The following is a 26,229-nucleotide window of genomic DNA, read 5'->3' as shown; positions in this document are numbered from 1 at the left end:
TTAACCCATCGTTGTTTGTGCTTATTCTTCCTGATCCAGGCGGAAGGCGCGGCGTTCTATACGTTGCGCCAGGCTCATCAGCCTGTCACTCGCGGCATGCGCTACGCGGGCGCCTACCTGCTTCACTGCGCGTTTGCCCGCACGCTTGATCCGTCCCCCTTTGTCCTGCAAGCGCAGACGCATGGACTCGGCCAGCAATCGGGCGCGCTCGCCGGAGCTCAGTCGAAAATGTCGCGCATACTCAGCCAGGGTCTGTTCCATCTCTTGCGGACTCAGGTGGTGTAATAACTCCCGGCGCTTGGCATCTTCAACGGTATTTCTGATTTTATGAATCAGCGGAAAAGTGCTTTCATTCATCATTAATGCCCTTATTCCTGCATAGACCGGGCTATTCTACACCATGCTTTCCTGGCTTCCAGAACAGGCACTGTTACTGGTTTTGAGCAGGCAAATGTGGCCAGATTATTGACAAGTAAAGTCAATTTTTTTGTTTACAAGCACAAAAAATCCCTTTTAGAATGACGTCGATGACGCGTTTTCCTCTACTGATCACCTCTGCTTTATTGCTTTGCTCTCAGCCGCTTTTTGCCGCTGAGTCCGCCTATATCTGGCAAAGCCAAGCACAAAGCACAGCTCCGCAGAACACTGCAGAAGCCCCCAAGAGCGGCTGGTCTGACGTCGCCCAGGAAGTGCTCATCAATGCGCTCAGCCTGACAGGCATACGCTATTCCTACGGTGGAAAATCCCCAGAAACAGGCTTTGATTGCAGCGGATTTGTGCGCTATGTATTTGAGCAATCTGCCAGCATGACGCTGCCACATGGCGCAAAAGCCATCAGCAAGCTGGGCGAACCTGTTTCCACTGAACAACTGCAACCCGGTGATCTGGTGTTCTTCAACACACTGAAAACCGCGTTTTCCCATGTTGGGATTTATCTTGGGGATAATAAGTTCATTCACGCGCCCAGTTCTGGCGGTGGCATACAGGTAGTGAATATGAAAGATAGCTACTGGGCCAAGCGTTTCAACGGAGCCAGACGCATAGATAGCGACACGGTAGACGCTTCCAGCAGCAAAAATCTCGGCAAGTAACTCAAAGCTGTGCGCAACACAGCGGTCTGGTAACTAGACAGCGGTTTTATCACTAGACTTTTCAGAACTGGCATCAGCCAGGGCAGTATCCAGCATCATCATCACCACAAAACCGATAATCAAGCCACTGGTGGCAAACACCTCATGCCCCTTGCGGTGAGACTCGGGAATGATTTCGTGGCTGACCACAAACAGCATGGCACCCGCAGCAAAGCCCAAACCCCACGGCAGCAGCGCTGCCGATGAACTGACAATAGCAGCACCCAGCAATGCCCCTACGGGCTCCACCAAGCCACTTGCCATGCCTATGATGATCGCCGTCTTGCGCGAATAGCCCACCACGGCCAGCGCCATGGCCACCACAAAACCTTCAGGAATATCCTGAATGGCAATCCCGGTAGCCAGCGCACTACCGCGCACCACATCGCCCCCGGCATAACCCACGCCTATCGCCAGGCCCTCAGGCACATTGTGCAAGGCAATGGCAAAGACAAACAACCAGGTGCGCTTCAAGGCTTGTGTGCTTTGCCCTTCCACGCCCTTGATAAAGTGTTCGTGGGGCACCCAGCGCTCCAGGCTTAGCAGCAGCGCTGCCCCAATAATAATACTGATACCAACAATGGACTGCGCCCCAGGCGCTCGCCCCCTGGGCCTGGGCTGCTTCCACCCCAGGCACCACCAATGAAAAAGCACTGGCTGCCAGCATGACGCCAGCGCCAAAGCCAAACAGGGTATCCATGATGCGTTCTGGCAATTGCTTCCAGAACAGCATGGGCAATGTCCCGGCTGCCGTGGCAAACGCTGCGGCCGAGCCACCCCAGAATGCATCACGCACCTGGGGAGTGTGCCAGGCATTGCGCGCCCAATCTCCCAATAACTCCACCATGCCAACTCCCAGCAACAGTACGCTGACTGCAATGACCCACAGCCAGGCACGCTGGCGACTATTGGCAATGATGAAGGGGAAGTTCATGGGCTAATCTGCGTGGCTTAAGCCAGGGCTTCCTGATAGCGGCGGGAAACTTCATCCCAGTTCACCACATTGAAGAAAGCACCAATGTATTCAGGTCTACGGTTTTGATACTTGAGGTAGTAGGCATGCTCCCAGACATCCAGGCCCAGGATAGGCGTGTTACCAGTGGACAGTGGGCTGTCCTGGTTACCGGTGCTTTCTACCACCAATTTCTTTTCTGGCGTCACAGACAACCAGGCCCAACCGCTACCAAAGCGGGTCAATGCAGCCTTGGTGAAGGCTTCCTTGAAGGTATCAAGACCACCGATGTCGGACTTGATGGCATCAGCCAGCGCACCCTTGGGCTCGCCACCACCATTAGGTGTCAGCACTTTCCAGAACAGGCTGTGGTTGGCATGGCCGCCACCATTGTTACGCACTGGGCCGCGCAGATTTTCTGGCAGGCTGTCCAGCTTCTGCAACAAGGCTTCAACTGGCTCATTGGCAAAGCTGGTGCCTTCCAGAGCGGCATTGACGTTGTTGATATAGGTTTGGTGATGTTTGGTGTGGTGAATTTCCATGGTTTGCGCGTCGATATGCGGCTCTAGCGCAGTGTATGCATAATCAAGGGGGGGTAGCGTATAAGCCATTGTTTACTCCTTAGAATTTTTGAGAGAAATCGGACGACGACAATACTGTAAAACAGCATAAACGATCTTATGCTTTTTTCCTGAGAAAATCTCGAACCTAGTGGGGATTTAATGCAGTGACCGCCCTTGCTCCATGCAAAACTGTCCGCAATGGCGCAAGGTTTTGGCTACTAAAGGATGTTGACTGTATAGATGGCTAAAGTTCAGTAATTCGCTATAGGTGCGGCGACCATGACGTTGCGCCGCCTCGCGCAATGGCGCGGCCAGGCTGGCATCTTTGCAGATACAGGACAGACAGCGATGCACTTCGCACAAACGCAGCGCTGCGGTGTTGAGGTCACCCTTGCGCGCGTAGACGCTGGCAAGATTGTGGTGCGAGACAACATAGGCGGCAAAAGCCGTATCAATCGCCATCAGCGACTGGTTATTCTGTATACATTCACGCAATAAAGACTGGGCCTGCTTTAGGGCAGTTTGATATTGCTGCAATGCGCGCTGATCTTCATTCTGGGCAAATGCCTCATTGCCCTGCTGCATGGCTTTTTCCCAGGCGTGCACCATGCTCTGCGGCGCAGCTGCGCCCTGTTCTAGCTTGATGCCAAATTGCCTGACGTTTGAGGAATGATCGCGTCGCATGGAAAATGCTTATCAATAACAATAATAATGATTATTATTTATTTCCAAAATCAGCACAACTGCTTTTCTGCGTACTGCAATGCCAGGGTTCTGGGGTGACCGCTTGCAGGAATTCTGCAGTCAGCGGCAGCGATGCCGCGTTAGCGCGCCTGCAATTTTTGCTTGGCAAACAAGCTGCCTTGTACGCAATCGATGCCCATGCGTCTGGCCCAATCCAAGGCGGCGCAGCTATCAACATTGCTCATAATGGTTTGCACGCCCAGCTTGCGCGCGGCGCTGACCAGCCATTCCACCGTGGCCTGCGCGGCTTTCATATCCAGGCTACGCAGTGACAGGCTGCTGAATTTGATCACGCTGGCATCCATAAATGCGGAGAGTGAAAACATGCCCCAGCGTATGCCTATATCCTCCAGCGCAACCGCGGTGCCGCTTTGCTGCAATAGCGCAATCATCTGCTGCGAGCGGTAAGCATCTGCATGGCCGGGTTGCTCCACGATATTGATCATCAGCTCACGCTCAGACCAGGCGTGCTCTCGGAACATATGCAGAAACGGATTACGCTCATCTTCGCCGCCCGCAAAAAAACTATCCAGATCAAGATCCAGCATCAGCCAGCCGCTGCCTGGAAAGCGTGATATCTGCTGCTGCTTGACCTGCAATTCCAGATGAAACTGCAACAAGGGGTTGCTACGCAGGCTTTCCTGCATGCCGTCCATAGGCAGCGGTCTATAGTCACGGGTCCAGAAATTTGCACTGGCCTGATACCCCAGCAGCTCACCCGACTGCACATCGACAATGGGGTGATAGCTGCTACCAAAACGCCGCTCCATGATGACGTCCAACAGCTCCGTCGGCATCAGCAATGCAGGCTCAACTTCACGCCCCTGCATCAAAGCGCCAATTTCAGAACGATTAAACGCATTCATTGATGAGTCCTCCATACATTCCCTGTAAGACTTCATCATAAATGAGAACAATTCACATTTAAAGCATTATTTCCAACTATTTTAGTCAGGAATTATTTTGCTAGCGTTTTAGCCAGCATTTCAATCACTTGCCCTGTCGCTATGGCCCAGGTCACGCTCAGGATCTATGACATCGCGTATCAATTGCTTCAACTCCTTGGACTCCGGAAAGCGCCCTTGCTCCTTGCGCGAGTAAAGTAGGGTTTTGTTGAGCCTGACTTCAAAAATACCGCCAGTGCCCGGAACCAGGCTCACCCGGCCAATGTCTGAGTCGAAAGTTGTCAGCAGCTCTTGCGCCATCCAGGCTGCGCGCAGCAACCAGCGGCACTGTGTGCAGTATTCAATTTCGATTTCGGGTAATAAACGCTCGCTCATGACACTTGATTCCTGTGTAAATGTGTAAAAAATCGTAGTTAAGAGATTGAAAAGAAAAAAATGACTGTGCGATACTCTGCAACGCTTTGCAATGCCTGAATAAATAGCGGAGAATAAATCGCCGTTTGATTCCATGGCATAACAAAGTACTACTCAATGAACGTTCACTAGCTGGTATTCAAAAACACTGGCTGGCGTTCAAGAATCATAGTGTTCAAACATCGTGTTCAAACATCGCGGTTTTTCCATTAAGGATTAGTTTTACATGCGCAAACTTAAAAAAATCGGCTTGATTGTGGCTGGCCCCTTGCTTGGCGTCATGCTCAGCCTGAGCTATTCCGCCATCGCAGAAAAGGAAACCAAGCCGCAACTGCCGCTGGATGACCTGCGGACCTTTGCTGAAGTATTCGGCAAGATCAAAAGCGATTATGTAGAACCAGTTGAAGACAAGAAACTCCTGACAGAAGCCATCAATGGCATGTTGTCAGGTTTAGACCCCCACTCCGCTTACCTAGATGCCGATGCCTTTAAGGACCTGCAAGCAGGTACTCAAGGTGAGTTCGGTGGCTTGGGCATTGAAGTGGGTATGGAAGACGGCTTCGTCAAGGTCGTGGCACCGATTGAAGATACGCCTGCTTACAAGGCTGGCCTTAAGAGCGGCGACTTGATCATGAAGCTGGACGATACGCCAGTCAAAGGCCTGAGCCTCAATGATGCGGTCAAGCGCATGCGTGGCAAGCCCGATACCAAGATTACGCTGCTGGTGCTGCGCAAGGGTGAAGCCAAGCCGCTGACCTTTGTACTGACCCGCGCCATCATCAAGACCCAGAGCGTCAAGTTCAAGCTGGCAGACCCTGGTTATGCTTATATCCGTGTGACCCAGTTCCAGGAACACACTGGTGAAGACCTGGCCAAGGCCTTGAAGACGCTGCGTGAACAGAACAAGGAAGCCTTCAAGGGCCTGATTCTGGATTTGCGCAACAACCCTGGTGGTCTGCTCAATGCGGGTGTTGGCGTAGCTGCTGCCTTCCTGCCCAAGGGCGAGTTGGTGGTGTACACCGAAGGCCGTGGTGAAGAAGCCAAGATGCGCCTGACTGCCAATCCGGAAAACTATGTACGCGGTGGCGCACGTGCCGATTACCTGCGTGATCTGCCTGCTGACCTCAAGACCCTGCCACTGGTGGTGTTGGTCAATGGTGGCTCCGCTTCCGCCTCGGAAATTGTCGCGGGTGCCCTGCAGGATCACAAACGTGCAGTCATCATGGGTACACAGAGCTTTGGTAAAGGCTCGGTTCAAACCATCTTGCCTATGAACAATGGCTCGGCCATCAAGCTGACCACTGCACGCTACTTCACACCCAAGGGCCGCTCTATCCAGGCCAAGGGCATAGTGCCTGACATTCTGGTGGAAGAAGCTACTGTGAATACTGGTGAGCATGCTGCCATGCTGCGTGAAGCCGACCTTAGCCGTCACCTGAGCAACCCCAAGGATGGTGAAGAAGCTCCTGTGGTACAACCTGCCCCTGAAGAGAAAGACAAGCAGGAAACCCCAGCGACTGAGCCAGCCAAGGATCAAAAGGGCGACAAGGACAAGGAAAAAGACAAGGCTGGTGCTAATGCCCCAATTGAACCTGGTTCCAAGTCTGACTACCAGTTCAATCAGGCGCTGAACCTGCTCAAGGGTATCCAGATCCTGCAGCGCAAGTAAGCTTGCCTGTGGTGTAAAATTCCCACCATGTCATACCTCCATCACCCGCCATCTGGCGGGTGATGTATTTCAGGATACTCAATCATGCTAGTAGACCGCTTCATCATTCAATTTGATAAAGGCTTGCGCAAGCTGCTGACCCAGCAGGACTGTCCGCTGAGCAAAGCCAGCGTTGTGCAGCCTTTGGCCGCCACCTCCGCCGCCATCAAGCGCAATCTGGACAAGCTGCGCACCACCAAACCCCAATAACCATGAGTCTTAAATAATGAGCACATTCAGTGAAAACCTGGCGCAATTGCCATCCAGTGAACATATCCAGAAAATCGAACTGCTGGACGCCCAAGCCCAGTTGGTTGGCGTGATTGAAAACATCCCCGGCAGCAAGGGCTCGGTGCAGGTTTACCATCATCTACACCAGCAATATGGCAGCATCAGCGTAGCCGCAGCAGAAGATGGCCTGAAGATTTATGCCGAGCACACCGCGGATGCAGAAGCCAACCCAGGCAAACATCCCAATATTGACCGCCTGTTTGCCATCATCAAGCACAACAGCCCCCTCAGCCTGCGTATTCAATAAACCTCAATTTCAGCAAGGGTTTAGCCTAAAAACCCTTGCTGAAAAAAATGAAACTGTTGCGTATCAGCAACAGCCTCTTCTGCTCTAATCCCTTGATTTTTATCACAGTGTAAATTTTGCCCAAAATAGCAAATGTAAATTATTGTTATTTTCATCCTCACATCGCCATTTCCTTAACAATAATCACTATCATTCGTCCCGCTTTTCAATTCATCAGGGAAATGAATATATGCATGATAGTTTCAAGCTCCGCGCCGGAGCATTGGCATTGCTGTGCCTGACAGGCTCGCAAGTTGTGTTGGCAGAGGATAGCTTGCCGGAAATCCAGGTCAAGGCAGAGAGTGGCAACGATGCCAAGCCATCCGAAACCACCAAGTCTTACACCACCAAAACTAGCGCGAGTGCTACCAGGCTCAACACCTCTTTAAAAGAGACCCCACAATCCATCTCGGTGCTGACACGTAGCCAGCTTGATGATTTCAAGCTGACTTCGGTCAATGACGCGCTGGATATGGCCACTGGTATTCGCGTAGAGCGTTCCGAGACCGACGGTACCTACTACACCGCGCGTGGTTCTGATGTCACCAACTTCCAGATTGACGGTATAGGCGTGCCTTTCCAGACTGGCTTGCTGATCGGTGATATGGATACCGTGATCTATGACCGCATTGAGGTATTGCGTGGGGCTAACGGTCTGCTGACCTCCACTGGTAACCCATCAGCCACCATCAACTTCGTGCGCAAGCGCCCAAGCAAGGAATTCCAGGCTCAGGTCGATTTGACTGTAGGCTCCTGGGACAAGCGCCGGGTGGATGCGGATATTTCCGGCCCACTGAATGAAGCTGGCAATGTGCGTGGACGTCTGGTGCTATCCAACCAGAACCGTAATTCCTATCTGGATAACTACAGCCAGGAACGCACACTCGCTTACGGCATTATCGAGGCCGACCTCACAGAAAATACCAAGCTGGCCTTGGGTCACACCTACCAGCAGAACAATACCAACAGCCCAACCTGGGGCGCTCTGCCATTGATCTATGCTGATGGCTCTACACGTCACTACGGCCGCTCAACTTCACCATCGCCAGACTGGACTTACTGGAACACGCTCAACAACACCAGCTTTGTCGAGCTGACACACTTTTTCGATAATGGCTGGAAGATCAAGACGCAGTTTTCACGTAAAAAAGAAGTCGGCCAATCCAATTTGTTCTACGTCACAGGGTTTGAAGACCGTGCGACAGGCACAGGCTTGAGCTATTACGATGGTAATTATCACGACACCTTCAAGGAATACATAGGCGACGCCTACGCCTCCGGCCCCTTCACCCTGGGTGGTCGTGAGCATGAGCTGGTGCTGGGTACTACCTGGTCACGCGCTTACGGTGGCGCTAGCGGCACCTTCACGGCTGCTGGTGTTGCCCTGCCCAGCTTCAATAGCATCGCTACATTGCCAGAACCCAATTGGTCGGGCTGGAACAACTATGGCTCCAGATCCCAACGTCGCCTGAACAATTACGCCGCAGCCAAGCTGAACATCACCGATCAACTCAAATTGACCGTGGGTGCCAGCATGCTGAACTATAAATATCAGGGCGTGTACTACGATGTGGACAACTCTGCCCAAGCGCATGACAAGGTGACGCCTTACCTGGGTGCGGTCTACAACCTGACCGATCAGCACACGTTGTATGCCAGCTATACTGGTATCTACAACCCACAGACTGCGGTAGGGAAAAACCTGACCACACTGGCACCCTTGCAAGGCAAGAACTATGAAGTGGGCTTCAAGACCGAAGTGCTGCAAAACCTGAACGCCTCCTTTGCCTTGTTCAAGTCTGTGCAGGAAAACCTGGCACAGGGGACCGGGCAATACATAGGCGCACTGGCGGTTTCTGAAGGCATAGATGCCACCACCAAGGGTTATGAATTTGACTTGTCTGGTGAAGTCACTGAACGCCTGAAGGTGAACGGTGGTTACACCAGGCTCATGAGTGTGAAGGGTGATCAGGATGCAAACGTTAAGCCCTATACCCCAAGGCACTTGTTCAAGCTGAGCGCGACTTATGAAGTCCCAGGCATAGAAAAGCTCAAGCTTGGCGCCTCATTGAACTGGCAGGACTCCACCCACTATTTGTATTACACAGGTGATCGCATCAAGCAGGATAGTTATGCCCTGATCAACCTCATGGCTAACTACAAGTTTGACGAGCATTGGTCTGCGGCGGTTAACGTCTACAACCTGACGAATGAGAAATACCTCAATAGTCTGATGTGGGGCCAGAGCTACTACTCAGCACCCACCAACGCCAGCGCCACATTGACCTGGAATTATTAATCCAGCTTGAAGTAGTGCTGCACAAGAAAAAGCCCCGCGATGCGGGGCTTTTTTGTGGCTAATGCTGAGACTACAAGGCGCCCAGAGATGGGTGGGTGATAGATGATCTGCACATGAGTGCCAGCCGGATCAGCGCAGTAGAAGCTGCGTGCACCATCCCTGTGGGTTTTGGGTGGCATGAGTATCTTCACACCATGTGCCACAAAGTGGGCGTGCCATTCATCCACCAGCTCAATCTGGCTGATGATAAAGCCTATGTGATCCAGCCTTTGCTTGCCTGGCATTTCCTCATTGCTGCGATGCAGCGCGAGGTTGTCATTGCCCGAGGTCAGGTAGTAGTTATCCGCATCGGGCTGCCATTCAACCTGCATGCCTAGGATATCAACATAGAAATGCAGACAGGCTTCGATATCCTGCACAAACAGCGCCACATGGCGCAGGCCCTGCATGCCTTGCGGCCGACTCACCACTGGTTTGCGTGCTGAGCTCAAATCTCGGATTCCCGAATTTCAAAACCGTGCGTCACCTCGGCAGCCTTGCCCAGCATGATGGAGGCAGAGCAATATTTTTCCGCCGAGAGTTTCACCGCGCGTTCAACCTGGGTGGGATTCAAGCCCTTGCCCGTGACCACGAAGTGCACATGAATCTTGGTAAATACCTTGGGGATTTCGTCGGCTCTATCGGCGTTGATTTCGGCCACGCAGTCGGTCACAGGCTGGCGTGCCTTTTTCAGGATGGTGACCACGTCAAACGAGGTACAAGCGCCCATGCCTATCAGCAGCATTTCCATGGGGCGCATGCCCAAGTTGCGGCCGCCTGCATCAGGCGCTCCGTCCAGCACCACGGCATGTCCGGTTTCGGACTCGCCCATGAAGCAGACATTTTCAATCCATTTGATCCTAGCTTTCATACTTGGCTTTCCATTGCACCAGGTGCTATCACACCTGCAAAGACGGCATCGGCGGTTGCCGATGCCATTTCCAGTGGGCTTACTTGATGCCCAGCAACTCTACGTCAAACACCAAAGTGGCATTAGGTGGAATCACGCCACCAGCGCCACGCGCGCCATAGCCGTATTCTGGTGGAATCACCAGGGTGCGCTTGCCGCCTACCTTCATGCCAGCAAAGCCTTCATCCCAACCACGGATAACCTGGCCGCCGCCAAGGTAGAAGACAAAAGGCTCACGCCTGTCGAGCGAGCTGTCGAACTTGGTGCCTTTGTTGTCAGGCTTGCTGGGGTCGTAGAGCCAGCCTGTGTAATGCACGGTGACATTAAGGCCGGCTTCCGCTTCGCGGCCTTCGCCCACCTGGGTGTCTATCTTTTGCAATTCTGTAATGTTGGTACTCATAACGGTTTTTTCCTTCTCACTATTGGTATCGGCGGAACAGCCGCTTACAGCAAGCATGGCTAGCAGCACAGCACTCGCCAGCATGGCAATTGATTTCATCGAAAAACTCCGATAGCTGGTTAAACACAGCAGCGTTCACACTGAGCGCAATTTAGGGGGTGCTTGTTGTACTGACTGGTAACAAGCACCACCAGCCTAAACGCGCCTGGACTCACGCTGCGCGAGGCGTCTATCATACGCGAAATAGTGGCCCTGGCGGCACTGAGACCGCCTAGCTTGATCACGGCAGCCTAGCCAGATCAGGGCTGCTGATACACCCAGTCTATCAACGCGTCCTGCGCAGTGCGTGAGGCACTGGACTTGGGATCATTGACCATGATGACGGTGACCCAGCGCCTGCCCTTGTGATCATGCACATAACCCGCCAGCGCACTGACCCCGGTAATGGTGCCAGTCTTGAGGTGGGCGCTGCCGCGCGAGGGGCTGTTGCGCAGGCGGTTGGCCATGGTGCCATCAACCGAGGGTATGGGCAGTGCAGAGAGATATTCTGGCATCACCGGGCTGGCGTAGGCCGCCAGCAGAAAAGCGGCCATATGCTGGGCGGAAATGCGCTCGTTGCGTGACAAGCCGGAACCGTTCTCCAGAATCAACTCAGGGAAGCGCAGGCCTTTGCTGGCAAGCCAGGCCTGTATCACATGAATGCTGTCTGCTTCCATCACCGGGCTGGCAGCGCGTTCTGCGCCTATGGTCATGAACAACTGCCGCACCATGAGGTTGTTACTGTATTTGTTGATGGTGCGGATAATCTCGGACAGCGGCGGTGAGTCATGGCTCACTAGCGGCTCTGCACCTGGCGGAACCTTGCCGTAACGCCAAGCACCATGGAGCTTGCCACCTAGTGATTGCCAGTGATTGCGCAACAGGTTGTAGGCATAAGGCCCGTCATCCAGCACGCTTAGCTCCAGGGTTTTGTCCTGACAACTGGCGGCATACTCGCCCATAAAGGTCACGGTCACCTGGTTGGCGTGCGGCTCCAGCATAGGCTCTACTGTGAAACGCAAACGGTTTCTCCAGTCGCCGCACTCGCCCTTCACCAGCTTGACCTCGTTCTTGATGTGAATTTCTTCAAGATCAGGGTCAGCCTCTATGCTCAGCTTGCCCTTGTTCTCAAGAAAATGGAATGAGGTGGATTTGATATTGACGGCAAAGGCATTGGGGGCAGCGTTGTAGGGCGAATGCGGTTTGTCGTCAAAAACAGCGGCATCGTAATATTTGTCGGCAAAATAGTCGGTATCAATGACGATATCGCCACGAATTACTTCCACCCCAGCCAGGCGCAAGTCTTCCAGCATCTGCCGCATATCCGCAGACAGCAGGTAAGGGTCGCCACGGCCGCGTATCACCAAATCCCCCTGCAATACGCCCTGCTCCACCTTGCCATCGGCATAAAGCTCGGTGCGCCAGCGGTAGGCCGGGCCCAGCAACTCCAGCCCAGCATAAGTGGTGAGCAACTTCATGGTAGAAGCCGTGTTCATGGGCTTTTCGCCTGATGATTGACCAGGGGTTGCTCCTGATCAACGCGCTGCACAAACACCGCCACACTTTCTGCCGGGATGCCCGCCTTTTTCAGCAACTCATCCACGGGGGCTGGCAACTGCGCCCAGGCTGGGGCAGTCATGCTCATGCTTGCAAGTAATGCCAACTGGCAGAGTGCCTGCGCAGTGCGTCTGATCATAAACTTGCTTTCAAGCTGCTCAGGGTTTGCTGCAACATCCAGTCTATCTCGCTCTCGGTGATGACATAGGGCGGCATGAAATATACGGTATTACCCACCGGGCGCAGCAGCAAGCCCGCTTGCAGGGCTGCCTGATAGAAGCGCTGCTGGAAATCGCTGTGTGTGGTTTCCACCTCAAAGGCCCAGATCATGCCGGTATTGCGTAGGTTTTTTAGCGGCAATGCCTGCCAATCAGGCAAGGCGGCCAGAGATTGGTTCAGGTAATCTGCCTTGCGGCGGTTTTGCGCCAGCACATCCTGCTGGTCAAAGATATCCAGCGTGGCGAGGGCTGCGCTGCATGACAAGGCGTTACCCGTGTAGCTATGCGAATGCAGAAAACCGCGCGCCACTTTGTCGTCATAGAAGGCGGCATAGATATCATCCGTGGTTTGCACCACGGAAAGCGGCAGATACCCCCCGGTAATGCCCTTGGACAGGCAGATGAAATCCGGATGTATGCCCGCCTGCTCTACTGCAAACATGGTGCCAGTACGGCCAAAACCCACGGCAATTTCATCGGCAATCAAATGCAGCTGGTATTGATCGCACAGCGCACGCAAGCGTTGCAGATACACAGGGTGATACATGGCCATGCCAGTGGCACATTGAATCAGTGGCTCAACGATAATCGCCGCAGTTTCAGCGTGGTGCTGCGCCAGATAGTCTGCTGCGGCATCCGCGCAGCGCAGCGCGTATTGCTCGGCAGTTTCACCGGGTTCTGCCAGCCGCCAATCCGGGCTGGGCAAGGTAGCGCCTGCGCGCAGTAGCGGCGCGTAGGTATCCTTGAACAGGCTGACATCGGTGACGGATAGTGCGCCCAGGGTTTCACCGTGATAGCCATTCTGCAGGGAAAGAAAACGGGTTTTGCTGGTTTGACCGCGATTGCGCCAATAATGAAAACTCATCTTCAGCGCAATTTCGGTGGCTGAAGCGCCATCCGAGGCGTAAAAACTATGGCCCAAGCCAGTGAGTGCTGACAAGCGCTCAGATAACTGCACCACAGGCTCATGGGTAAAGCCTGCGAGGATGACATGCTCCAGCTCATCAAGCTGCGCGCGTATCGCCGCTTTGATCTGCGGGTGATTATGGCCAAACAGATTCACCCACCAGGAGCTGACGCCATCGAGATAGCGCTTGCCATCCATATCCTCCAGCCAGACACCGCTGCCGCGGCGTATAGGCACCAGCGGCAGGGACTCGTGTTGCTTCATCTGGGTGCAGGGATGCCAGACACTGGCAAGGCTGCGCTGCAGCAGGGATTGGTTGCTGGAGGTCATGAACTACTTGGCAGAAGGTTTAGTGCAGAACGAATTGCGCTGCCTCGTCAGCCAGCACAATACGGTCTGTGGTGAATCCGAGGTCCCAGGCGGCTTCCTGTGTTGCCAGTTGCAACATGCTGCTGAGGGCGTGATTAAGCTCGGCAGTCAGCGCTATGCTGTAAGCCTCACCCGCCTGGCTATATAGCTCCAGCATGGATTCCAGATGATCGACCTGCACCAGCTTGCAATCGGTGATCAGCACTGGCGGCTCCTGCTGCTCGGCTTCCAGCATGGGCGGCATCATGCTTCCTGACCGGAAAAATCTATACCTTCCAGCAGGGGGCCAGCTTCGTGATTGAACTGCTCAAAAAATTCGTCCATGGGCATGGACATGCTTTCATGCGCGGGCGAGAGCTCGTTTTCTTGCAACAAACTCCACAAAATCTTGACGATACGTCGCGTCAACCAGGCGTTTAACTCACCCTCATCTGCCAGGCTCACTTTCAGCAACATCCGGTCCTGATGACCGCTGTAACTCAAATGAAGCTGCTGGATCGCCATTTCCGCGAAATCGTCCGACATCTGCCACTACTCCTACCCTGAACAAGTGCTAGATTATAAGGCTTAAATCAGGTTTTCCCCCAGCAACTTATCTATCACCGTGTGCATTTCCAGCCAGCCAATGCGGCTACTGCCAGCAGCGCTTTGCTGCTATGCCGCCCCTGGCTTGGCTTAGCACGCTGCACTGCCAGCATGTAGACTCACAGCAAAACTCTGGCTGCCAAATGTAAGACTGCCAAAACCTAGGCTGCCATCTGCGCGCGTATCAGCTCAGCCAGCCAGTCCATAAAAATGCGTACTCGCTTGGATAAATTGCGCCTATGCGGATAGAGCATGGAAACCGCAATCGGCGGCGCACGATATTGCGGCATCACCTCCACCAGCCTGCCCTCATACACCAGACTACGTGCGCCCAGATAAGGGGCCTGCATAATGCCCAGCCCCGCCACACAGGCAGTGCGGTAAGCATCGGTGTTATTCACCGCAATGCGGAAAGGCATGGCGATGCGCTGGCATTGCTGACCGTCCCAGTACTCAAAGGCATCAAAGCGTGTGCCTGAGCTGACGTTGTAATGAATCAGCAAATGGCGTTTCAGATCGCCCAGGCTTTTGGGTTCACCATGCGCGGCGATATAGGCTGGGCTGACAAAATTGGCTTGCTCCAGCTCCCCCAATGGCCTGACGACCAGGCCGGAATCGCCCAGATTGCCAGTACGCACCACACAGTCATATCCTTCTGCCACCATATCCACACGGCGGTCGGTACTGCTGAGCTCGATTTGTATATGCGGGTAACGCTGCAAGAATTCCGGCAGGCGCGGGATGACGATATTGCGCGCCATGGGGTAAGACATATCCACGCGTATCAAGCCACTGATGCTGGCGTCATCGCCCTGAAACAGGCTGGTCAGCTCATCCATTTCTGCAAGGATATCCTTGCTGCGGTCGTAAAACAGCTGACCATCTGGCGTCAATTGCACCTTACGTGTGGTGCGGTGCAATAACTGCGTGCCGAGGCGATTTTCCAGTTGCTGCACAGCGGTGGAAATGCTGGCCTTGGGCAGACCCATGGCATCGGCCGCACGGGTAAAACTGCCCAGCTCTGCCACACGTAAAAAGCGTTTGATGATATCCAGGTTTTCCATGGCGGACGGCCTTGTTCTATTGCGTTGGCAAGTAATTCACGCATTTTACCGTTCACTAATAATGAACAGTTAAATCAATTTATGCCAATTTATCAACAAATATAAAAACAATAAGATGCTTCATCAGCAGTGAGCACTCAATACTCAACTCAAGACAAGGAGCATGACATGACACAGAAAATTGGTTTGGTGACCGGGGGCAGCCGTGGTTTGGGCAAGAGCACAGCGCTGGCCCTGGCGGCACAGGGCATAGATGTAGTGATTACCTATCTCAGCCAGCAGGCAGCCGCAGAGCAGGTTGTGGCGGAAATTCAGGCTTTAGGACGTAAAGCCGTGGCCCTGCCGCTGGATGTCGCCCAAGCCTCCACCTTCCCGGCTTTTGTGCAGGTATTACGCGAGCAACTCAGCCAGCATTGGCAGACCGAGCATCTGGATTATCTGGTCAACAACGCAGGCACGGGCATACATGCTGCTTTTACCGACACCACCGAAGCGCAGTTTGACCAAATGGTGAATATTCACCTCAAATCGGTGTTCTTCCTCAGCCAGCAATTACTGCCTGTGCTCAACAATGGCGGCCGCATCATCAACCTTTCCAGCGGCCTGGCACGCTTTGCCCTGCCCGGCTACAGCGCCTATGCGGCGATGAAAGGCGGCATCGAAGTATTAACCCGCTTTATGGCCAAGGAGCTGGGCGCACGCAATATCACGGTCAACACCGTAGCGCCTGGGGCCATAGAAACCGATTTTGGCGGTGGCTGGTGCGTGATAATCAGGACGTCAACCGCTATGTGGCCTCACAAACGGCACTGGGGCGCGTGGGTGTACCTGATGACATAGGCCCCATGATTGCTGCGCTGCTGTCTGACAGCAATCGCTGGGTCAATGCGCAACGTATAGAGGTTTCGGGCGGGATGTTGATCTAGCAGCGTTTGATCAGGCTGTGTTGACCAGAGCGTAAGCCTGGGCACTGATTTTTGGCTAAAACCCAGCAGGCAAAACGCTTATGTCTGCTGGGTTTTGCACTATTCAGCATTAGTGCTGGGCCTGGCTCAAGGTCGCAAAATCTTCGTCACTCAGAATTATTTGATCGGCCTTGAGGTTTTCTTCCAGATGGCTGAGCTTGCTGGTGCCGGGGATAGGCAATATTACCGGGCTACGCTTGAGCAACCAGGCAAGTGCAATCTGGTTGGGCGTGGCTGCATATTTGGCGGCAATGGTTTCCAGCACCGGAATATGCCCAGTCAATGTGCTTTTGGCCAGGGGATACCAGGGAATAAAACCTATGCCATGCTGAGTGCAGTAATCCAACTCGGCTTCATGCTGGCGATTGCCCATATTGTATTGATTCTGCACGGTAGCCACCTTGAAGAACTGGCTGGCCAAGACTATGTCCTCAATCTTCACTTCGCTTAGGCCTATATGCTTGACCAGCCCTTCGCGCTGGAACTGGGCAATGGCGGCAAACTGGACTTCTTTGGGGATGTTGGGGTCTATGCGGTGCAACTGCCAGAGGGGGATTTGCCCTAATTGCAGGCGGCGCATGCTCAGCAACAAGGCCTGGCGCAGATAATCCGGGTGCCCATGCAGTACCCAGCGGTTAGGCCCATGCCGCAATTGCCCGGCCTTGGTGGCCACCACGATGTCTCTATAGGGATACAAAGCCTCGCGTATCAACTCTTCACTGATATTGGGGCCATAACTGTCTGCGGTATCAATAAAATTCACGCCCAGCTCCGGCAAGCGGCGCAACACTTTCAGGCATTCTTCCTGATTGTCTGGCTCACCCCAGTTGCCAGGGCCTGTGATGCGCATGGCGCCATAACCCAGACGCCTGATACGGATATCTCCCAGCAGAAAATCTTTAGGGACTGAATTCACGGCATTATTGTCCTTTTGAACATTAGTCAAAGTCATTTCTTGTCACCATTTCCATGCTAAAGCCTTGAAAATATTATACTCCCAGCCGCCCGGAAAACCACACCCAGCTTGGAGTTCAGGGATATTCATGACATCTCACTACGCAATTTCACTTATAGGTTTTCCACCAGCTAAAGACTAGTCTGCACCTCATTACCTGATTATTGTGAGTCTTTATGCAGCACTCTTACTCAGCCAGCACCAGCTCGCGTGTCGCTGGGCTATATGCCATTGTGGCCATTGTTCTGGTCGCAATTGCCTTAAGACCCGGCATCGTCGCTGTGGGTCCATTGCTGACCTTCATCATTGATGATTTCCAGCTCAGCCACAGCACGGCTGCATTGCTCACCACCATCCCTGATGTCTTGATGGGGCTGCTGGCGCTGCCCACGCCCTGGCTGGCCAGGCGTTATGGGCGTAACCCGGTGCTGCTGTTTGCGTTGGCGCTGCTGTGTCTGGCGATGACAGCGCGTGCTTTTTCTCACAATGTGGAAGTGCTGCTTTTGACCACAGTGGGTGTGGGCGCGGGCATTGCCATTGCTGGTGCCTTGATCGCAGGTTATATCAAGGGCAATTTCCCCAGCAAGGCCGCCCTGGTCATGGGTATTTATGCCACAGCGCTTTCCTTTGGCAGCACGGTTTCTGCCGCCATTTCCGGGCCTGTTGCCAGCGTCTCAGAGCACGGCTGGCGGCTGGGGCTGGGCATATGGAGTGTATTGGCTGGTTTGGGTTTGCTGGCCTGGTGGTGGCTGGCATTGCGAGAACGCAAGCTGGCACCCGCCCCCGCCCAAGCCGCCCGCCTGCCCTGGCGCAACCGCACGGCCTGGCTGGTTGCCCTGTTTTTTGCGGCAGATAATTTTCTGTTTTACGCTGTGCTGTCCTGGACTGCGCCCATGTATAGCGAATATGGCTTATCCACCGCCACCGCAGGCTATATCCTCGCCACCTTCACGCTGGTATTCATGATTGCCAACCCCATTCTGGGTGCCATCAGCACCTCGCTGGATAGACGTGGCCTGTTGGCAGGCTGTGCTGCCATTGCCTTGCTGGGCTTAAGCCTGATTGCACTGGCACCAAACTGGGCGCCTTTCTTCAGCATTGCCCTCTGCGCGTTTGGCCTGGGCGGTGCTTTCACGCTGGGCATGACCTTGCCGCTGGATAACACCCATAGCGTGGATGAAGCCAATGCCTGGAATGCCTTTGTGCTGACTGTGGGTTATCTGATTGCTGCCGCAGGCCCACTGGCGCTAGGCTATTTGCGTGACCTGACTGCTAGCTTCCAGGCGGGTAACTGGCTGCTGGTGTTGGTGGCTAGCCTGATGCTGCTGCTCACCCCGGCGCTCAAGCCGCAACTCAGGCATTAAAAGCATGACTTTATTTCCCACCTGCTGAAGCCAAGCCGCTACCTTCAATTGCTCCCCATTCCCTGTGCCAATCTTGCAGCGACAAGCAGTGTTTGCAAGTTGCTGCGGGATTCCGCACAATCGCTGCCTAGTGCAAGCTGCTGACAACATGCTGACCTTGCCTCTCAGGGCGCTAAGTTGGAAGGGGAAATACTATTGCCACCTCTTCTGCCCGCGAGGCAAGCCATGCTAATCGACGATATGTTTCGAGATGAAAGGCAATGCCATGAGCAAACGCGCGTTGGTGATTGTAGATTTACAGCATGACTATTTATCCAGCGGAAAATTTCCACTGGTGGGTATAGAGCAGGTGGTTGCCAATGCAGCTTCCACCCTTGCTGATGCTCGCTTCAAGCATATTCCCGTGTTTCATATCCGCCATGAGTTCACCCAATCCGACGCGCCCTTTTTTGCGCCCGGCAGTACTGGCGCACAGATTATTTCAGCAGTCGCGCCCAGGGCGGGTGAAAGCAATATTCTCAAGCATCACCCCAATGCCTTTCTGCACACCGACCTGCAAGCAGAACTGGAGGCCCAGGGCATTACCGATATCACCGTGATTGGGGCCATGAGTCATATGTGCATTGATGCCACTGTGCGCGCGGCGGCAGATCTCGGTTACAAGGTGACGGTATTGCATGATGCCTGTGCCACGCGTGACCTTGAGTTCAAGGGTCAGACCACACCAGCCAGCCAGGTGCAAACTGCCATGATGGCGGCGCTGGCATTTGCTTATGCCACGGTGATGGGTACCAGCGAATATCTACAGGCCTGATGTTGCAAGCCATGTTCTGGATGCTGGTGCTGCCAGCCGCAGCCACGCTGGCCATCACCATGGGTATACGCCAATCCATGGGCCTGTTTGTTTCGCCGCTTAACACCTCCACTGGCCTGGGCATAGTCAGCATCAGTCTGGCCATGGCCATAGGCCAGTTCAGCTGGGGCTTGGCCCAGCCTTTGTTTGGCATGCTGGCTGACCGTATCGGTGCTTCAAGGTCATTATTCTGGGCACGCTGTTGCTGGCGGCAGGCTTGGCCCTCACTCCCTTCATGCACTCTGAAATGGGCTTGATCATCGCCATAGGCATCATGGTGGCAGCAGGCTCGGGGGCGGGCAGCCTTTCCATCCTCATAGGCACGGTGGCACAGAGAATGAGCAATGAACAACGCTCATCGGCGGCCGGGTTTATCAATGCGGGCGGCTCACTGGGGCAGTTTATTTTTGCGCCGCTGACCCAGGCCTTGATTCATGCGTTCAACTGGGTGAATGCGCTGTATTTGCTGGCACTGACCTCGCTGATGGCGATAGGCTTTGCCCTGCCCTTGCGTGACAAAGCTGGCAAGCAGGCTGGCACTGTGAGCAGCAGTGCGGCAGCCAATCAGGCATTAGCTAATGCAGCAGCTAATCCACCAGTGCAGACATCAACGACAGCCAAACTTCCTAGCCTGCGGCAACAGCTAGGGCAAGCCTGCAGTGACCGCAGTTATCTCTGCCTTAATCTGGGTTTTTTCACTTGCGGCTTTCATGTGGCTTTTTTGGTGACGCATTTGCCGGGTGAAGTAGTTTTATGCGGCATGTCGGCTGCGGTGGGAGCTACCTCACTCGCCATCATAGGCATCGCCAATGTATTCGGCAGCATCGCCGCGGGGCAGCTGGGCAAAACCCAGCGCATGAAAATGATTTTGTTCTGGATGTATGCCTCGCGCGCCGTGGCTATCGCGATTTATCTGCTGGCACCCAAGACCGAGCTTAACTTTTACATCTTTGCAGCCGTGCTGGGCGTGACCTGGCTAGCCACCGTACCACCCACCGCTGGCTTGGTTGGCAAGCTGTTTGGCCCGCGTTATCTGGCCACGCTGTTTGGCTTTACCCTGCTCAGCCATCAGATAGGCGGCTTCTTTGGTGCCTGGCTGGGCGGCATCACGCTGGATGCCAGCGGAAGTTATCAATGGATGTGGCTTGCCGATATTGTGCTGGCCTTGATTGCTGCCTTGGCCAATCTGCCAATCCGCGAGGCAAGGCCAGCACCGCTGGCAAAAGCGGCCTGAGGTTGGCTTACACGATGCATCAAGCTAACACGGTGCATTAAGCAGGTGCTGTGATAGCTTGTAATCTCCGACTCACAAACCCGCCATGGAGTGATGACCAGGTTTAGGCAGAGGTCAACGGCATGCCTGCAAGCAAAGTCGCAAATCCCGCGTGCTGATGCAGCGCATGCATATCATCAAACACCGCATCTGCCCCGGCGGCCCGCAACTGGCTGGCGGCAAATAACCCGGCATAACCCAGCACCCTCATGCCTGCACTCTTGGCCGCACGTATGCCAGTGGGCGTATCTTCAATCACCAGGCAATGCGCAGGCGCTACACCACTGGCGCTGGCCGCCAGCAGATAGACATCCGGCGCAGGCTTGGGATTGGCCACCTGAGTGCCGGAATAAATACGCCCCTGAAAAAAGTCATACAGCCCCACCAGCTTGAGCATAAAAGCAATTTTGTCCGGCGTGCTGTTAGAGGCCAGGCAAAAGGGAAGATCAAGGTTTTCTATCACCCCACGCACGCCGGGCATGGCGGTCAGCTTCTGCTGATACACCGCTACCATGCGCGTATCCAGCTCCTGCTTGAAGCTATCGGGAAAGTCTATGCCATAGCGCTGCGTCATCAGCTGTAAACAGGCTTTCATGGTCATGCCGACATAGTCCTGAATCAGCTGGTCTTCACTCATATGAATACCCAGCTCAGCCAGCATTTGCAGAAACACCGTATTGCTGACCCGCTCACTATCGACCAGCACACCATCACAATCAAAAATCACTAATTCAACATTATTCATTTCAGGTCATTCCACATTTGCGAGTTAATACTTTGGGCTGGGAGATGTTTCGACACGGGACTTAATGCAGCGCTTCCCACCAGGCACTGCTACTTTCCTCAGGCTTATCCAACATAATGGCCTGACCTATGAGCGGGGTAATCAATACATAGTCACGGTTGACGCTGGCCTGGCTAATACGTTTAAAAGGGTCGTCCCAATCATGGCGCGAAATCGAAAACCGTCCTATATGCCTGGCGTGAAATACTGGGTGCGCAAATCGCTTGCCGCCTGCGCGGCCTGCTCCGGGTTCATATGCACATTGGCCCAGCGTACGTCATATTGGCCTGTATCCAGGGATATCCAGTCAAACGGCCCGTATTTCTCGCCAAACTCGGCGAAATGCGGCCCATAGCCGGAATCGCCACTGAGAAACACCCGGCGGCCAGGGCTGAGCAAGGCAAAGCCCAGCCATAGCGATTGATTACGCTTAAGCGTGCGCCCGGAAAAATGCCGTGCCGGGGCCGCCACCAGCTTGAGGCCATTGCCCAGCTCCACTTCGTTATACCAATCCTGCTCATGCACCTTATCCATGTCATAACCCCAGCGCTGCAAATGCGCGCCTACGCCCAGGCCAGTAATCACCTGCGCTACCTTGTCCTTCAGCGCCTTGGCCGTGGCGTAATCCAGATGGTCGTAATGATCATGGCTGATCAACATCACATCTATGGGCGGCATATCTTCCGCACTGTACAGATTGCTACCCTTAAATGCCTTCACCACAAAGGGCACGGGGGCAGCATGGGTGCTGAATACCGGGTCTACCAGTATGCGTTTACCCGCCAACTGCAAATACCATGACGAATGCCCCATCCACACGGCAGTGTCGACATTCACATCCATTGCTTTCAAATCGGTTTTGATGGAAGGCACAGCCTGCGGCGGGCGCACCTGGCCTTTTTTGCCAAACAGGTTTTCCATCCAGAGTGATAGCTCGGATTGGTCCTGAGTCCGCATGGGCGAGGGAATCTGGTTTTGGAACACGCCATTGGAGAAATGCGCGGAGTGCTTGATCTGCTGCAGTTGCTCACCCTTGGGCACTTGCCCAAACAAAGGGTGCTGCAAAAAGGCAACCACCCCGAGAATCACTACCATCACTATCATGAAAATGCCTTTGAAAAAGCTAGCTCGCTTTAAGCGCATGGGTTTCCGTTCTGTTTGAGTTCCATTCTGTTAAAACTTGGCTGGGCATGCAGTGTATGCAACACCATCATAGCCTTGAGTGCACAAGGGCTAGTTTAGTTTGCAATGGGGCAGATTTTGTTGGAAAAATCTTGTCTAGGGTTTACCACGCTTAAATCTTTCATATCAGTGCGGATTCAGTAAAATAATTTGTACACAGCTTATTGGATTCCACCATGGCCATATCTACTAAAGATGTGATTTCCTTATCACAAGCCAGGGCGAGCTTGTCTGAGCTAGCCGACCAGGTGCAAGCTGCGCCGAGATCATCATTACTAACAATGGTGAGCGCTATGTAGCCCTCATCAGCGCCCAACGTCTAGACTACTATCACCAGCTTGAGCGTGAACGCATCCACCTGCTGCTGATGGATGATGCCAGTAAGGGACTCGAAGATATCGCAGCAGGCAAGGTTAAAGAATGGGCAGTTTTTTGTGACCATGTAAATCACAGGGGTAACTCACGGGGCTAGATCACAGTTCTGAATCACAGTTCTGAATCACATAGCTCAGACTAGATTGATTAGCCTGCATCATCCAGCCAGGTATTAAAAAAGCCTCCGCAGAGGCTTGGTATGAATTAATTGAATGTCTTGCGGCGAGAAGCCCATGCTACAACACCCAGGCCTAGGCCAAGCAAGGCGTAGGTGTCCGCCTCAGGCACTGCGCTTACCGTGTACCATGCGCTACCACCCTGAGCATCCGTCAAACCCTGCACGTGCAAGGCAAAAGAGGTAGAGCTAATTGAGGGTGCGCTGTTGAAGGTTGCGGTCCAGCTGACACTCTCACCCGCGGTCAAGCGATTTTGGCCCTGGAAAAGCACAAAGCGATAATCAAAATCACCACCGGGACCACCACCAGGATTGAAGCTGACCGGAGCGCCGCCTGAGACATTGGATATTGTCACTGAGGCTGGGCTGTCTACGGCAATGGCACCTATAAAGGCTTTATTGGTGAACAGGCTGTTGAGGTCATTGGCTGTCAGGGTGAAGTAATACACATTGCCAGTATTGCTGTAACTCAAGGTGGCGAAATTGGCACTAGGGGTGAAGCTACCTGACAACAAAGTACCGTAATTGTCATTGCTTGTGGCATGCGCTGAAGCGCTGCCAGCCACGGCGGCAAGTAGCGCCATGGCTATCGCTGTTTTCTTGATCATGATGGACTCTCCATAGTAAGAGTTATGTTTTTTTCTTGTTATTTAAGCAGATTATGCTTTTCAAAAATTGGCTACAATGAGCCGTTAGTACTAATGCAAGTCATTGTTTGGTAGATAAAAAAACAAATAAAACTCAGTCTCAACATTGATGCGCACTATATGCCCAAAACAAGATACCTATAAATTATGGAGAGCAGCATGAACTCATTCACTAACATCATTTTTAAATGCCTGACCGCCTTGTGCATGTCACTGATATTTAGCAGTGCGGTGCTGGGCGACCCTCCACAAGGCAAAGGCAATGGCGGCCCTCCAGGACAGGCAAAAAAACACAAGCAACAGGATAAGCACGAGCGGCATTCAGGCCATGAGCATGGTGGCAGAAATGACGGTGGCGACATTCATATCGACTTCCATTTCTCCAGCAACCAACGCGTGGTAATCCAGGATTACTATCACCATCAGTATCAAGCCGGGCATTGCCCACCGGGACTGGCAAAGAAAAACAACGGCTGCCTACCTCCTGGCCAGGCAAAAAAATGGCGCAAAGGCTACCCCTTGCCACGGGATGTGGTTTATTACGATTTGCCGCCAGTCATCATTGCGCGCCTGGATCCACCACCACGTGGTTATAAATATGTACGTGTGGCAGCGGATATTCTCATGATTGCGGTTGGAACCGGCATGGTGATAGACGCGATAGAGGATTTGGGCAGTATGTAAGCGCAGGGTTTTTCATGCCTACTCGGGGTGGCTGCTTTCTTGCACCACCCCATATTTAGCAGAACATGACTTAGTAGAACATGGCATGGCAGAACATGCTGGCCCAAAAGTCATAGGTCACATTCTGCCGCTGGTCACAGCTTGGAGTGAGAATCTGCAGAGTATCAAACGGATTGCAGTAACATAGCGCATCCACAAAACGCATTGATTGTTATGACCCTCAGCCCAGCGCCAGATGACACGCTTGCCCAACTCAAGGCAGGCAAGCTTCAAGGGGCCAAACACCTCAAATTAAGCAATCAGTTAACGCAGTTTCCGCCGCAAATTTTCGAATTAGCCGATAGTCTGGAAATTCTGGACTTGTCCGGCAATGCGCTGACTGACTTGCCCAGTGATTTACATCGCCTGAAAAAACTGCGCATTCTGTTTTGCTCAAACAACCAGTTTACGCACCTGCCAGAAGTGCTTGGGCAATGCGAAAGCTTAAGCATGATTGGTTTCAAAGCCAACCAGATCAAGCATATTCCAGAACAGGCCATCCCCACTCGCACCTTACGCTGGTTTATCGTCACCGATAATGCACTAGCTGCCGTGCCCAATGCCCTGGGCGAGTGCAGCAAGCTGCAAAAACTCATGCTGGCGGGTAACCAGCTCAGCAGCTTGCCAGCCAGCATGGCCAATTGCCACGCCCTGGAGTTATTGCGGATATCTGCCAACCAGTTTGAGAGCTTGCCGGATTTTTTATTCGACCTACCCAAACTCACCTGGCTGGCCTACGCTGGCAACCCATTCTGTAACGCCATCGAGCAAGCGCTCATCAGCCAACTCCATATCCACCCCATCGATTGGCAAAGCCTCACCCTGCAGCACGTACTTGGGGAAGGTGCCTCTGGTGTTACTTACCAGGCCCTGATGCAACAAGAAAACGCACAGCAGCTTGTGGCAGTAAAACTGTTCAAGAGTGGCCTCACCAGCGATGGCCTGCCACGCTGCGAAATGCACGCCAATATACTGGTGGATGAGCATCCGAATTTAGTCGGCGTCAAAGGTGTGATACACAATCACCCGCAAGGCGTTGCAGGCTTGGTCATGCCCCTGCTGGATGCCGATTTGAAAGTACTGGCAAGCCCACCCAGCTATCAAAGCTGCTCGCGCGATGTGTATGCAGAGGATTGCAGACTCACGCCACAACAAGCGCAATTGATTTTACAAGGCGTCACGCAAGCCGCAGAACACCTGCATGCCCATGGCCTCATGCATGGCGATTTATACGCGCATAACATTTTGTGGGGCGCTGAAAAAGTGGTGCTCAGCGATTTGGGCGGGGCGTCTTTTTTACCGCTGGATAAGCCGCAACTCACGCAAAAGATACTTAAACTGGAAGCCAGGGCATTAGCGATTTTGGCTGAAGAGTTGGCAGCGGTGGTGAGCAGCAGCGGGGATAAAACAGTGCAAGGATAGCGACGTCAAAAGGCTTCAACCAGAAAATACCGTTTGCAATGTCATTCAAGCTTCCACCCCACATAAAGCATATATTTAAAAATAATCTCTAAAAATCATCTGCTTGTAGATTTTCACTCATAGAGCTTTTC

General features: G+C 53.4%; 32 protein-coding genes and 1 pseudogene. 12 read left to right on the top strand and 21 right to left on the bottom strand.

What is annotated here, in order from left to right; translation table 11 throughout:
• Nucleotides 1-21: 21 nt before the first annotated feature.
• A complete protein-coding gene (locus JCM2850_RS08525) occupies nucleotides 22-360 on the bottom strand; it encodes a hypothetical protein (RefSeq protein ID WP_025871173.1) in 339 nt (112 codons plus the stop codon).
• A 167-nt stretch (nucleotides 361-527) separates the two neighbouring features.
• Between JCM2850_RS08525 and JCM2850_RS08520 the strand changes: the two genes are divergently transcribed.
• Nucleotides 528-1,091: a C40 family peptidase gene (locus tag JCM2850_RS08520; RefSeq protein ID WP_088177744.1), complete on the top strand. Its 564-nt coding sequence runs from the start codon at nucleotides 528-530 to the stop codon at nucleotides 1,089-1,091.
• Nucleotides 1,092-1,124: 33 nt separating this feature from the next.
• Here the strand turns inward: JCM2850_RS08520 and JCM2850_RS21885 are convergent, their stop codons facing one another.
• The 6 genes from JCM2850_RS21885 to JCM2850_RS08495 form a co-directional block, all read right to left on the bottom strand.
• Nucleotides 1,125-1,655, bottom strand: a complete 531-nt coding sequence (locus tag JCM2850_RS21885; protein WP_199898295.1) for a ZIP family metal transporter — start codon at nucleotides 1,653-1,655, stop codon at nucleotides 1,125-1,127.
• Complete coding sequence (locus tag JCM2850_RS21880) at nucleotides 1,552-2,064, bottom strand: ZIP family metal transporter (RefSeq protein ID WP_199898294.1); 513 nt, start codon at nucleotides 2,062-2,064, stop codon at nucleotides 1,552-1,554. The genes JCM2850_RS21885 and JCM2850_RS21880 overlap by 104 nt, the downstream gene beginning before the upstream one ends.
• Before the next feature lie 17 nt (nucleotides 2,065-2,081).
• Entirely contained in the window at nucleotides 2,082-2,693 is a 612-nt protein-coding gene (locus JCM2850_RS08510; protein ID WP_025871169.1) for a superoxide dismutase, read from the bottom strand.
• 108 nt (nucleotides 2,694-2,801) lie between these two features.
• Nucleotides 2,802-3,329 (bottom strand): DUF2753 family protein, encoded by a 528-nt coding sequence (locus tag JCM2850_RS20440; protein WP_025871167.1) that lies wholly within the window; start codon nucleotides 3,327-3,329, stop codon nucleotides 2,802-2,804.
• 140 nt (nucleotides 3,330-3,469) lie between these two features.
• The gene (locus JCM2850_RS08500; RefSeq protein WP_025871165.1) at nucleotides 3,470-4,255 is read right to left on the bottom strand and encodes an EAL domain-containing protein; all 786 of its coding nucleotides are present in this window, start codon (nucleotides 4,253-4,255) and stop codon (nucleotides 3,470-3,472) included.
• A 120-nt stretch (nucleotides 4,256-4,375) separates the two neighbouring features.
• Nucleotides 4,376-4,669, bottom strand: coding sequence for an Rdx family protein (locus JCM2850_RS08495; RefSeq protein WP_025871162.1), 294 nt, complete (start codon nucleotides 4,667-4,669; stop codon nucleotides 4,376-4,378).
• A 265-nt stretch (nucleotides 4,670-4,934) separates the two neighbouring features.
• Here JCM2850_RS08495 and JCM2850_RS08490 point away from each other — a divergent pair, with 265 nt between their 5' ends.
• From JCM2850_RS08490 to JCM2850_RS08470, 4 genes are all read left to right on the top strand, one after another.
• Nucleotides 4,935-6,377 (top strand): S41 family peptidase, encoded by a 1,443-nt coding sequence (locus JCM2850_RS08490; protein WP_025871160.1) that lies wholly within the window; start codon nucleotides 4,935-4,937, stop codon nucleotides 6,375-6,377.
• Between the two features lie 84 nt (nucleotides 6,378-6,461).
• A complete protein-coding gene (locus JCM2850_RS21620; protein ID WP_159105145.1) occupies nucleotides 6,462-6,626 on the top strand; it encodes a hypothetical protein in 165 nt (54 codons plus the stop codon).
• A 16-nt stretch (nucleotides 6,627-6,642) separates the two neighbouring features.
• Nucleotides 6,643-6,954, top strand: coding sequence for a DUF2322 family protein (locus JCM2850_RS08480; protein WP_025871157.1), 312 nt, complete (start codon nucleotides 6,643-6,645; stop codon nucleotides 6,952-6,954).
• Nucleotides 6,955-7,183: 229 nt separating this feature from the next.
• A complete protein-coding gene (locus tag JCM2850_RS08470) occupies nucleotides 7,184-9,292 on the top strand; it encodes a TonB-dependent siderophore receptor (RefSeq protein ID WP_025871155.1) in 2,109 nt (702 codons plus the stop codon).
• Here JCM2850_RS08470 and JCM2850_RS18115 read toward each other — a convergent pair.
• The 9 genes from JCM2850_RS18115 to JCM2850_RS08425 all read right to left on the bottom strand — a co-directional run bounded on the left by JCM2850_RS18115 (nucleotide 9,289) and on the right by JCM2850_RS08425 (nucleotide 15,380).
• Nucleotides 9,289-9,783: a VOC family protein gene (locus JCM2850_RS18115; protein WP_369384871.1), complete on the bottom strand. Its 495-nt coding sequence runs from the start codon at nucleotides 9,781-9,783 to the stop codon at nucleotides 9,289-9,291. The genes JCM2850_RS08470 and JCM2850_RS18115 overlap by 4 nt on opposite strands.
• Nucleotides 9,780-10,202, bottom strand: coding sequence for an OsmC family protein (locus JCM2850_RS08460; RefSeq protein WP_025871152.1), 423 nt, complete (start codon nucleotides 10,200-10,202; stop codon nucleotides 9,780-9,782). Before JCM2850_RS08460 ends, JCM2850_RS18115 begins: the two co-directional genes overlap by 4 nt.
• A gap of 79 nt (nucleotides 10,203-10,281) precedes the next feature.
• Nucleotides 10,282-10,740 (bottom strand): FKBP-type peptidyl-prolyl cis-trans isomerase, encoded by a 459-nt coding sequence (locus JCM2850_RS08455; protein ID WP_199898293.1) that lies wholly within the window; start codon nucleotides 10,738-10,740, stop codon nucleotides 10,282-10,284.
• A 200-nt stretch (nucleotides 10,741-10,940) separates the two neighbouring features.
• The gene (gene dacB, locus JCM2850_RS18110) at nucleotides 10,941-12,176 is read right to left on the bottom strand and encodes a D-alanyl-D-alanine carboxypeptidase/D-alanyl-D-alanine endopeptidase (RefSeq protein WP_051525332.1); all 1,236 of its coding nucleotides are present in this window, start codon (nucleotides 12,174-12,176) and stop codon (nucleotides 10,941-10,943) included.
• The gene (locus tag JCM2850_RS20435) at nucleotides 12,173-12,376 is read right to left on the bottom strand and encodes a hypothetical protein (protein ID WP_051525331.1); all 204 of its coding nucleotides are present in this window, start codon (nucleotides 12,374-12,376) and stop codon (nucleotides 12,173-12,175) included. The genes dacB and JCM2850_RS20435 overlap by 4 nt, the downstream gene beginning before the upstream one ends.
• Complete coding sequence (bioA, locus tag JCM2850_RS08445) at nucleotides 12,373-13,692, bottom strand: adenosylmethionine--8-amino-7-oxononanoate transaminase (protein WP_025871149.1); 1,320 nt, start codon at nucleotides 13,690-13,692, stop codon at nucleotides 12,373-12,375. The genes JCM2850_RS20435 and bioA overlap by 4 nt, the downstream gene beginning before the upstream one ends.
• 19 nt (nucleotides 13,693-13,711) lie before the next feature.
• Nucleotides 13,712-13,978: a hypothetical protein gene (locus tag JCM2850_RS08440; protein WP_159105144.1), complete on the bottom strand. Its 267-nt coding sequence runs from the start codon at nucleotides 13,976-13,978 to the stop codon at nucleotides 13,712-13,714.
• A complete protein-coding gene (locus JCM2850_RS08435) occupies nucleotides 13,975-14,256 on the bottom strand; it encodes a hypothetical protein (RefSeq protein ID WP_148301223.1) in 282 nt (93 codons plus the stop codon). The genes JCM2850_RS08440 and JCM2850_RS08435 overlap by 4 nt, the downstream gene beginning before the upstream one ends.
• A 221-nt stretch (nucleotides 14,257-14,477) precedes the next feature.
• Nucleotides 14,478-15,380 (bottom strand): LysR family transcriptional regulator, encoded by a 903-nt coding sequence (locus tag JCM2850_RS08425; protein ID WP_025871143.1) that lies wholly within the window; start codon nucleotides 15,378-15,380, stop codon nucleotides 14,478-14,480.
• A 168-nt stretch (nucleotides 15,381-15,548) separates the two neighbouring features.
• Between JCM2850_RS08425 and JCM2850_RS18105 the strand changes: the two are divergent.
• Nucleotides 15,549-16,306, top strand: a pseudogene (locus JCM2850_RS18105) (SDR family NAD(P)-dependent oxidoreductase).
• 109 nt (nucleotides 16,307-16,415) lie between these two features.
• Here JCM2850_RS18105 and JCM2850_RS08410 read toward each other — a convergent pair.
• Entirely contained in the window at nucleotides 16,416-17,261 is an 846-nt protein-coding gene (locus JCM2850_RS08410; RefSeq protein WP_036265835.1) for an aldo/keto reductase, read from the bottom strand.
• A gap of 215 nt (nucleotides 17,262-17,476) precedes the next feature.
• Here JCM2850_RS08410 and JCM2850_RS08405 point away from each other — a divergent pair, with 215 nt between their 5' ends.
• From JCM2850_RS08405 to JCM2850_RS18100, 4 genes are all read left to right on the top strand, one after another.
• Complete coding sequence (locus tag JCM2850_RS08405) at nucleotides 17,477-18,664, top strand: MFS transporter (protein WP_199898292.1); 1,188 nt, start codon at nucleotides 17,477-17,479, stop codon at nucleotides 18,662-18,664.
• Nucleotides 18,665-18,929: 265 nt separating this feature from the next.
• Nucleotides 18,930-19,478, top strand: a complete 549-nt coding sequence (locus tag JCM2850_RS08400; protein ID WP_025871137.1) for a cysteine hydrolase family protein — start codon at nucleotides 18,930-18,932, stop codon at nucleotides 19,476-19,478.
• A complete protein-coding gene (locus JCM2850_RS22650) occupies nucleotides 19,478-19,774 on the top strand; it encodes a hypothetical protein (protein ID WP_234406169.1) in 297 nt (98 codons plus the stop codon). Before JCM2850_RS08400 ends, JCM2850_RS22650 begins: the two co-directional genes overlap by 1 nt.
• Nucleotides 19,735-20,751 carry an MFS transporter gene (locus JCM2850_RS18100; protein WP_234406168.1) on the top strand — a complete coding sequence of 339 codons (1,017 nt, stop codon included), beginning with the start codon at nucleotides 19,735-19,737 and terminating at the stop codon, nucleotides 20,749-20,751. Before JCM2850_RS22650 ends, JCM2850_RS18100 begins: the two co-directional genes overlap by 40 nt.
• 103 nt (nucleotides 20,752-20,854) lie before the next feature.
• Here JCM2850_RS18100 and JCM2850_RS08390 read toward each other — a convergent pair whose 3' ends face one another.
• The 4 genes from JCM2850_RS08390 to JCM2850_RS08370 all read right to left on the bottom strand — a co-directional run bounded on the left by JCM2850_RS08390 (nucleotide 20,855) and on the right by JCM2850_RS08370 (nucleotide 23,914).
• Nucleotides 20,855-21,535, bottom strand: a complete 681-nt coding sequence (locus JCM2850_RS08390; RefSeq protein ID WP_025871136.1) for an HAD family hydrolase — start codon at nucleotides 21,533-21,535, stop codon at nucleotides 20,855-20,857.
• 225 nt (nucleotides 21,536-21,760) lie between these two features.
• Nucleotides 21,761-22,678, bottom strand: a complete 918-nt coding sequence (locus tag JCM2850_RS18095) for an MBL fold metallo-hydrolase (protein ID WP_199898291.1) — start codon at nucleotides 22,676-22,678, stop codon at nucleotides 21,761-21,763.
• Nucleotides 22,679-23,075: 397 nt separating this feature from the next.
• Complete coding sequence (locus tag JCM2850_RS23410; protein WP_267879256.1) at nucleotides 23,076-23,198, bottom strand: hypothetical protein; 123 nt, start codon at nucleotides 23,196-23,198, stop codon at nucleotides 23,076-23,078.
• 137 nt (nucleotides 23,199-23,335) lie between these two features.
• A complete protein-coding gene (locus tag JCM2850_RS08370; protein ID WP_025871132.1) occupies nucleotides 23,336-23,914 on the bottom strand; it encodes a PEP-CTERM sorting domain-containing protein in 579 nt (192 codons plus the stop codon).
• Between the two features lie 198 nt (nucleotides 23,915-24,112).
• On the opposite strand from JCM2850_RS08370, the gene JCM2850_RS20995 reads away from it, so the two are divergent.
• Together JCM2850_RS20995 and JCM2850_RS08360 are read left to right on the top strand one after the other, a co-directional pair.
• Nucleotides 24,113-24,637 (top strand): RcnB family protein, encoded by a 525-nt coding sequence (locus JCM2850_RS20995; protein ID WP_025871130.1) that lies wholly within the window; start codon nucleotides 24,113-24,115, stop codon nucleotides 24,635-24,637.
• Between the two features lie 213 nt (nucleotides 24,638-24,850).
• Complete coding sequence (locus tag JCM2850_RS08360; protein WP_025871128.1) at nucleotides 24,851-26,098, top strand: leucine-rich repeat-containing protein kinase family protein; 1,248 nt, start codon at nucleotides 24,851-24,853, stop codon at nucleotides 26,096-26,098.
• The last annotated feature ends 131 nt before the right edge of the window (nucleotides 26,099-26,229 follow it).

The sequence above is a fragment of the Methylobacillus glycogenes JCM 2850 genome (assembly GCF_000617925.1).
GTDB lineage: Bacteria > Pseudomonadota > Gammaproteobacteria > Burkholderiales > Methylophilaceae > Methylobacillus > Methylobacillus glycogenes.
The sequence above is the reverse complement of the archived record's forward strand: the minus strand, read 5'-3'. Positions and strand labels throughout refer to the sequence as shown.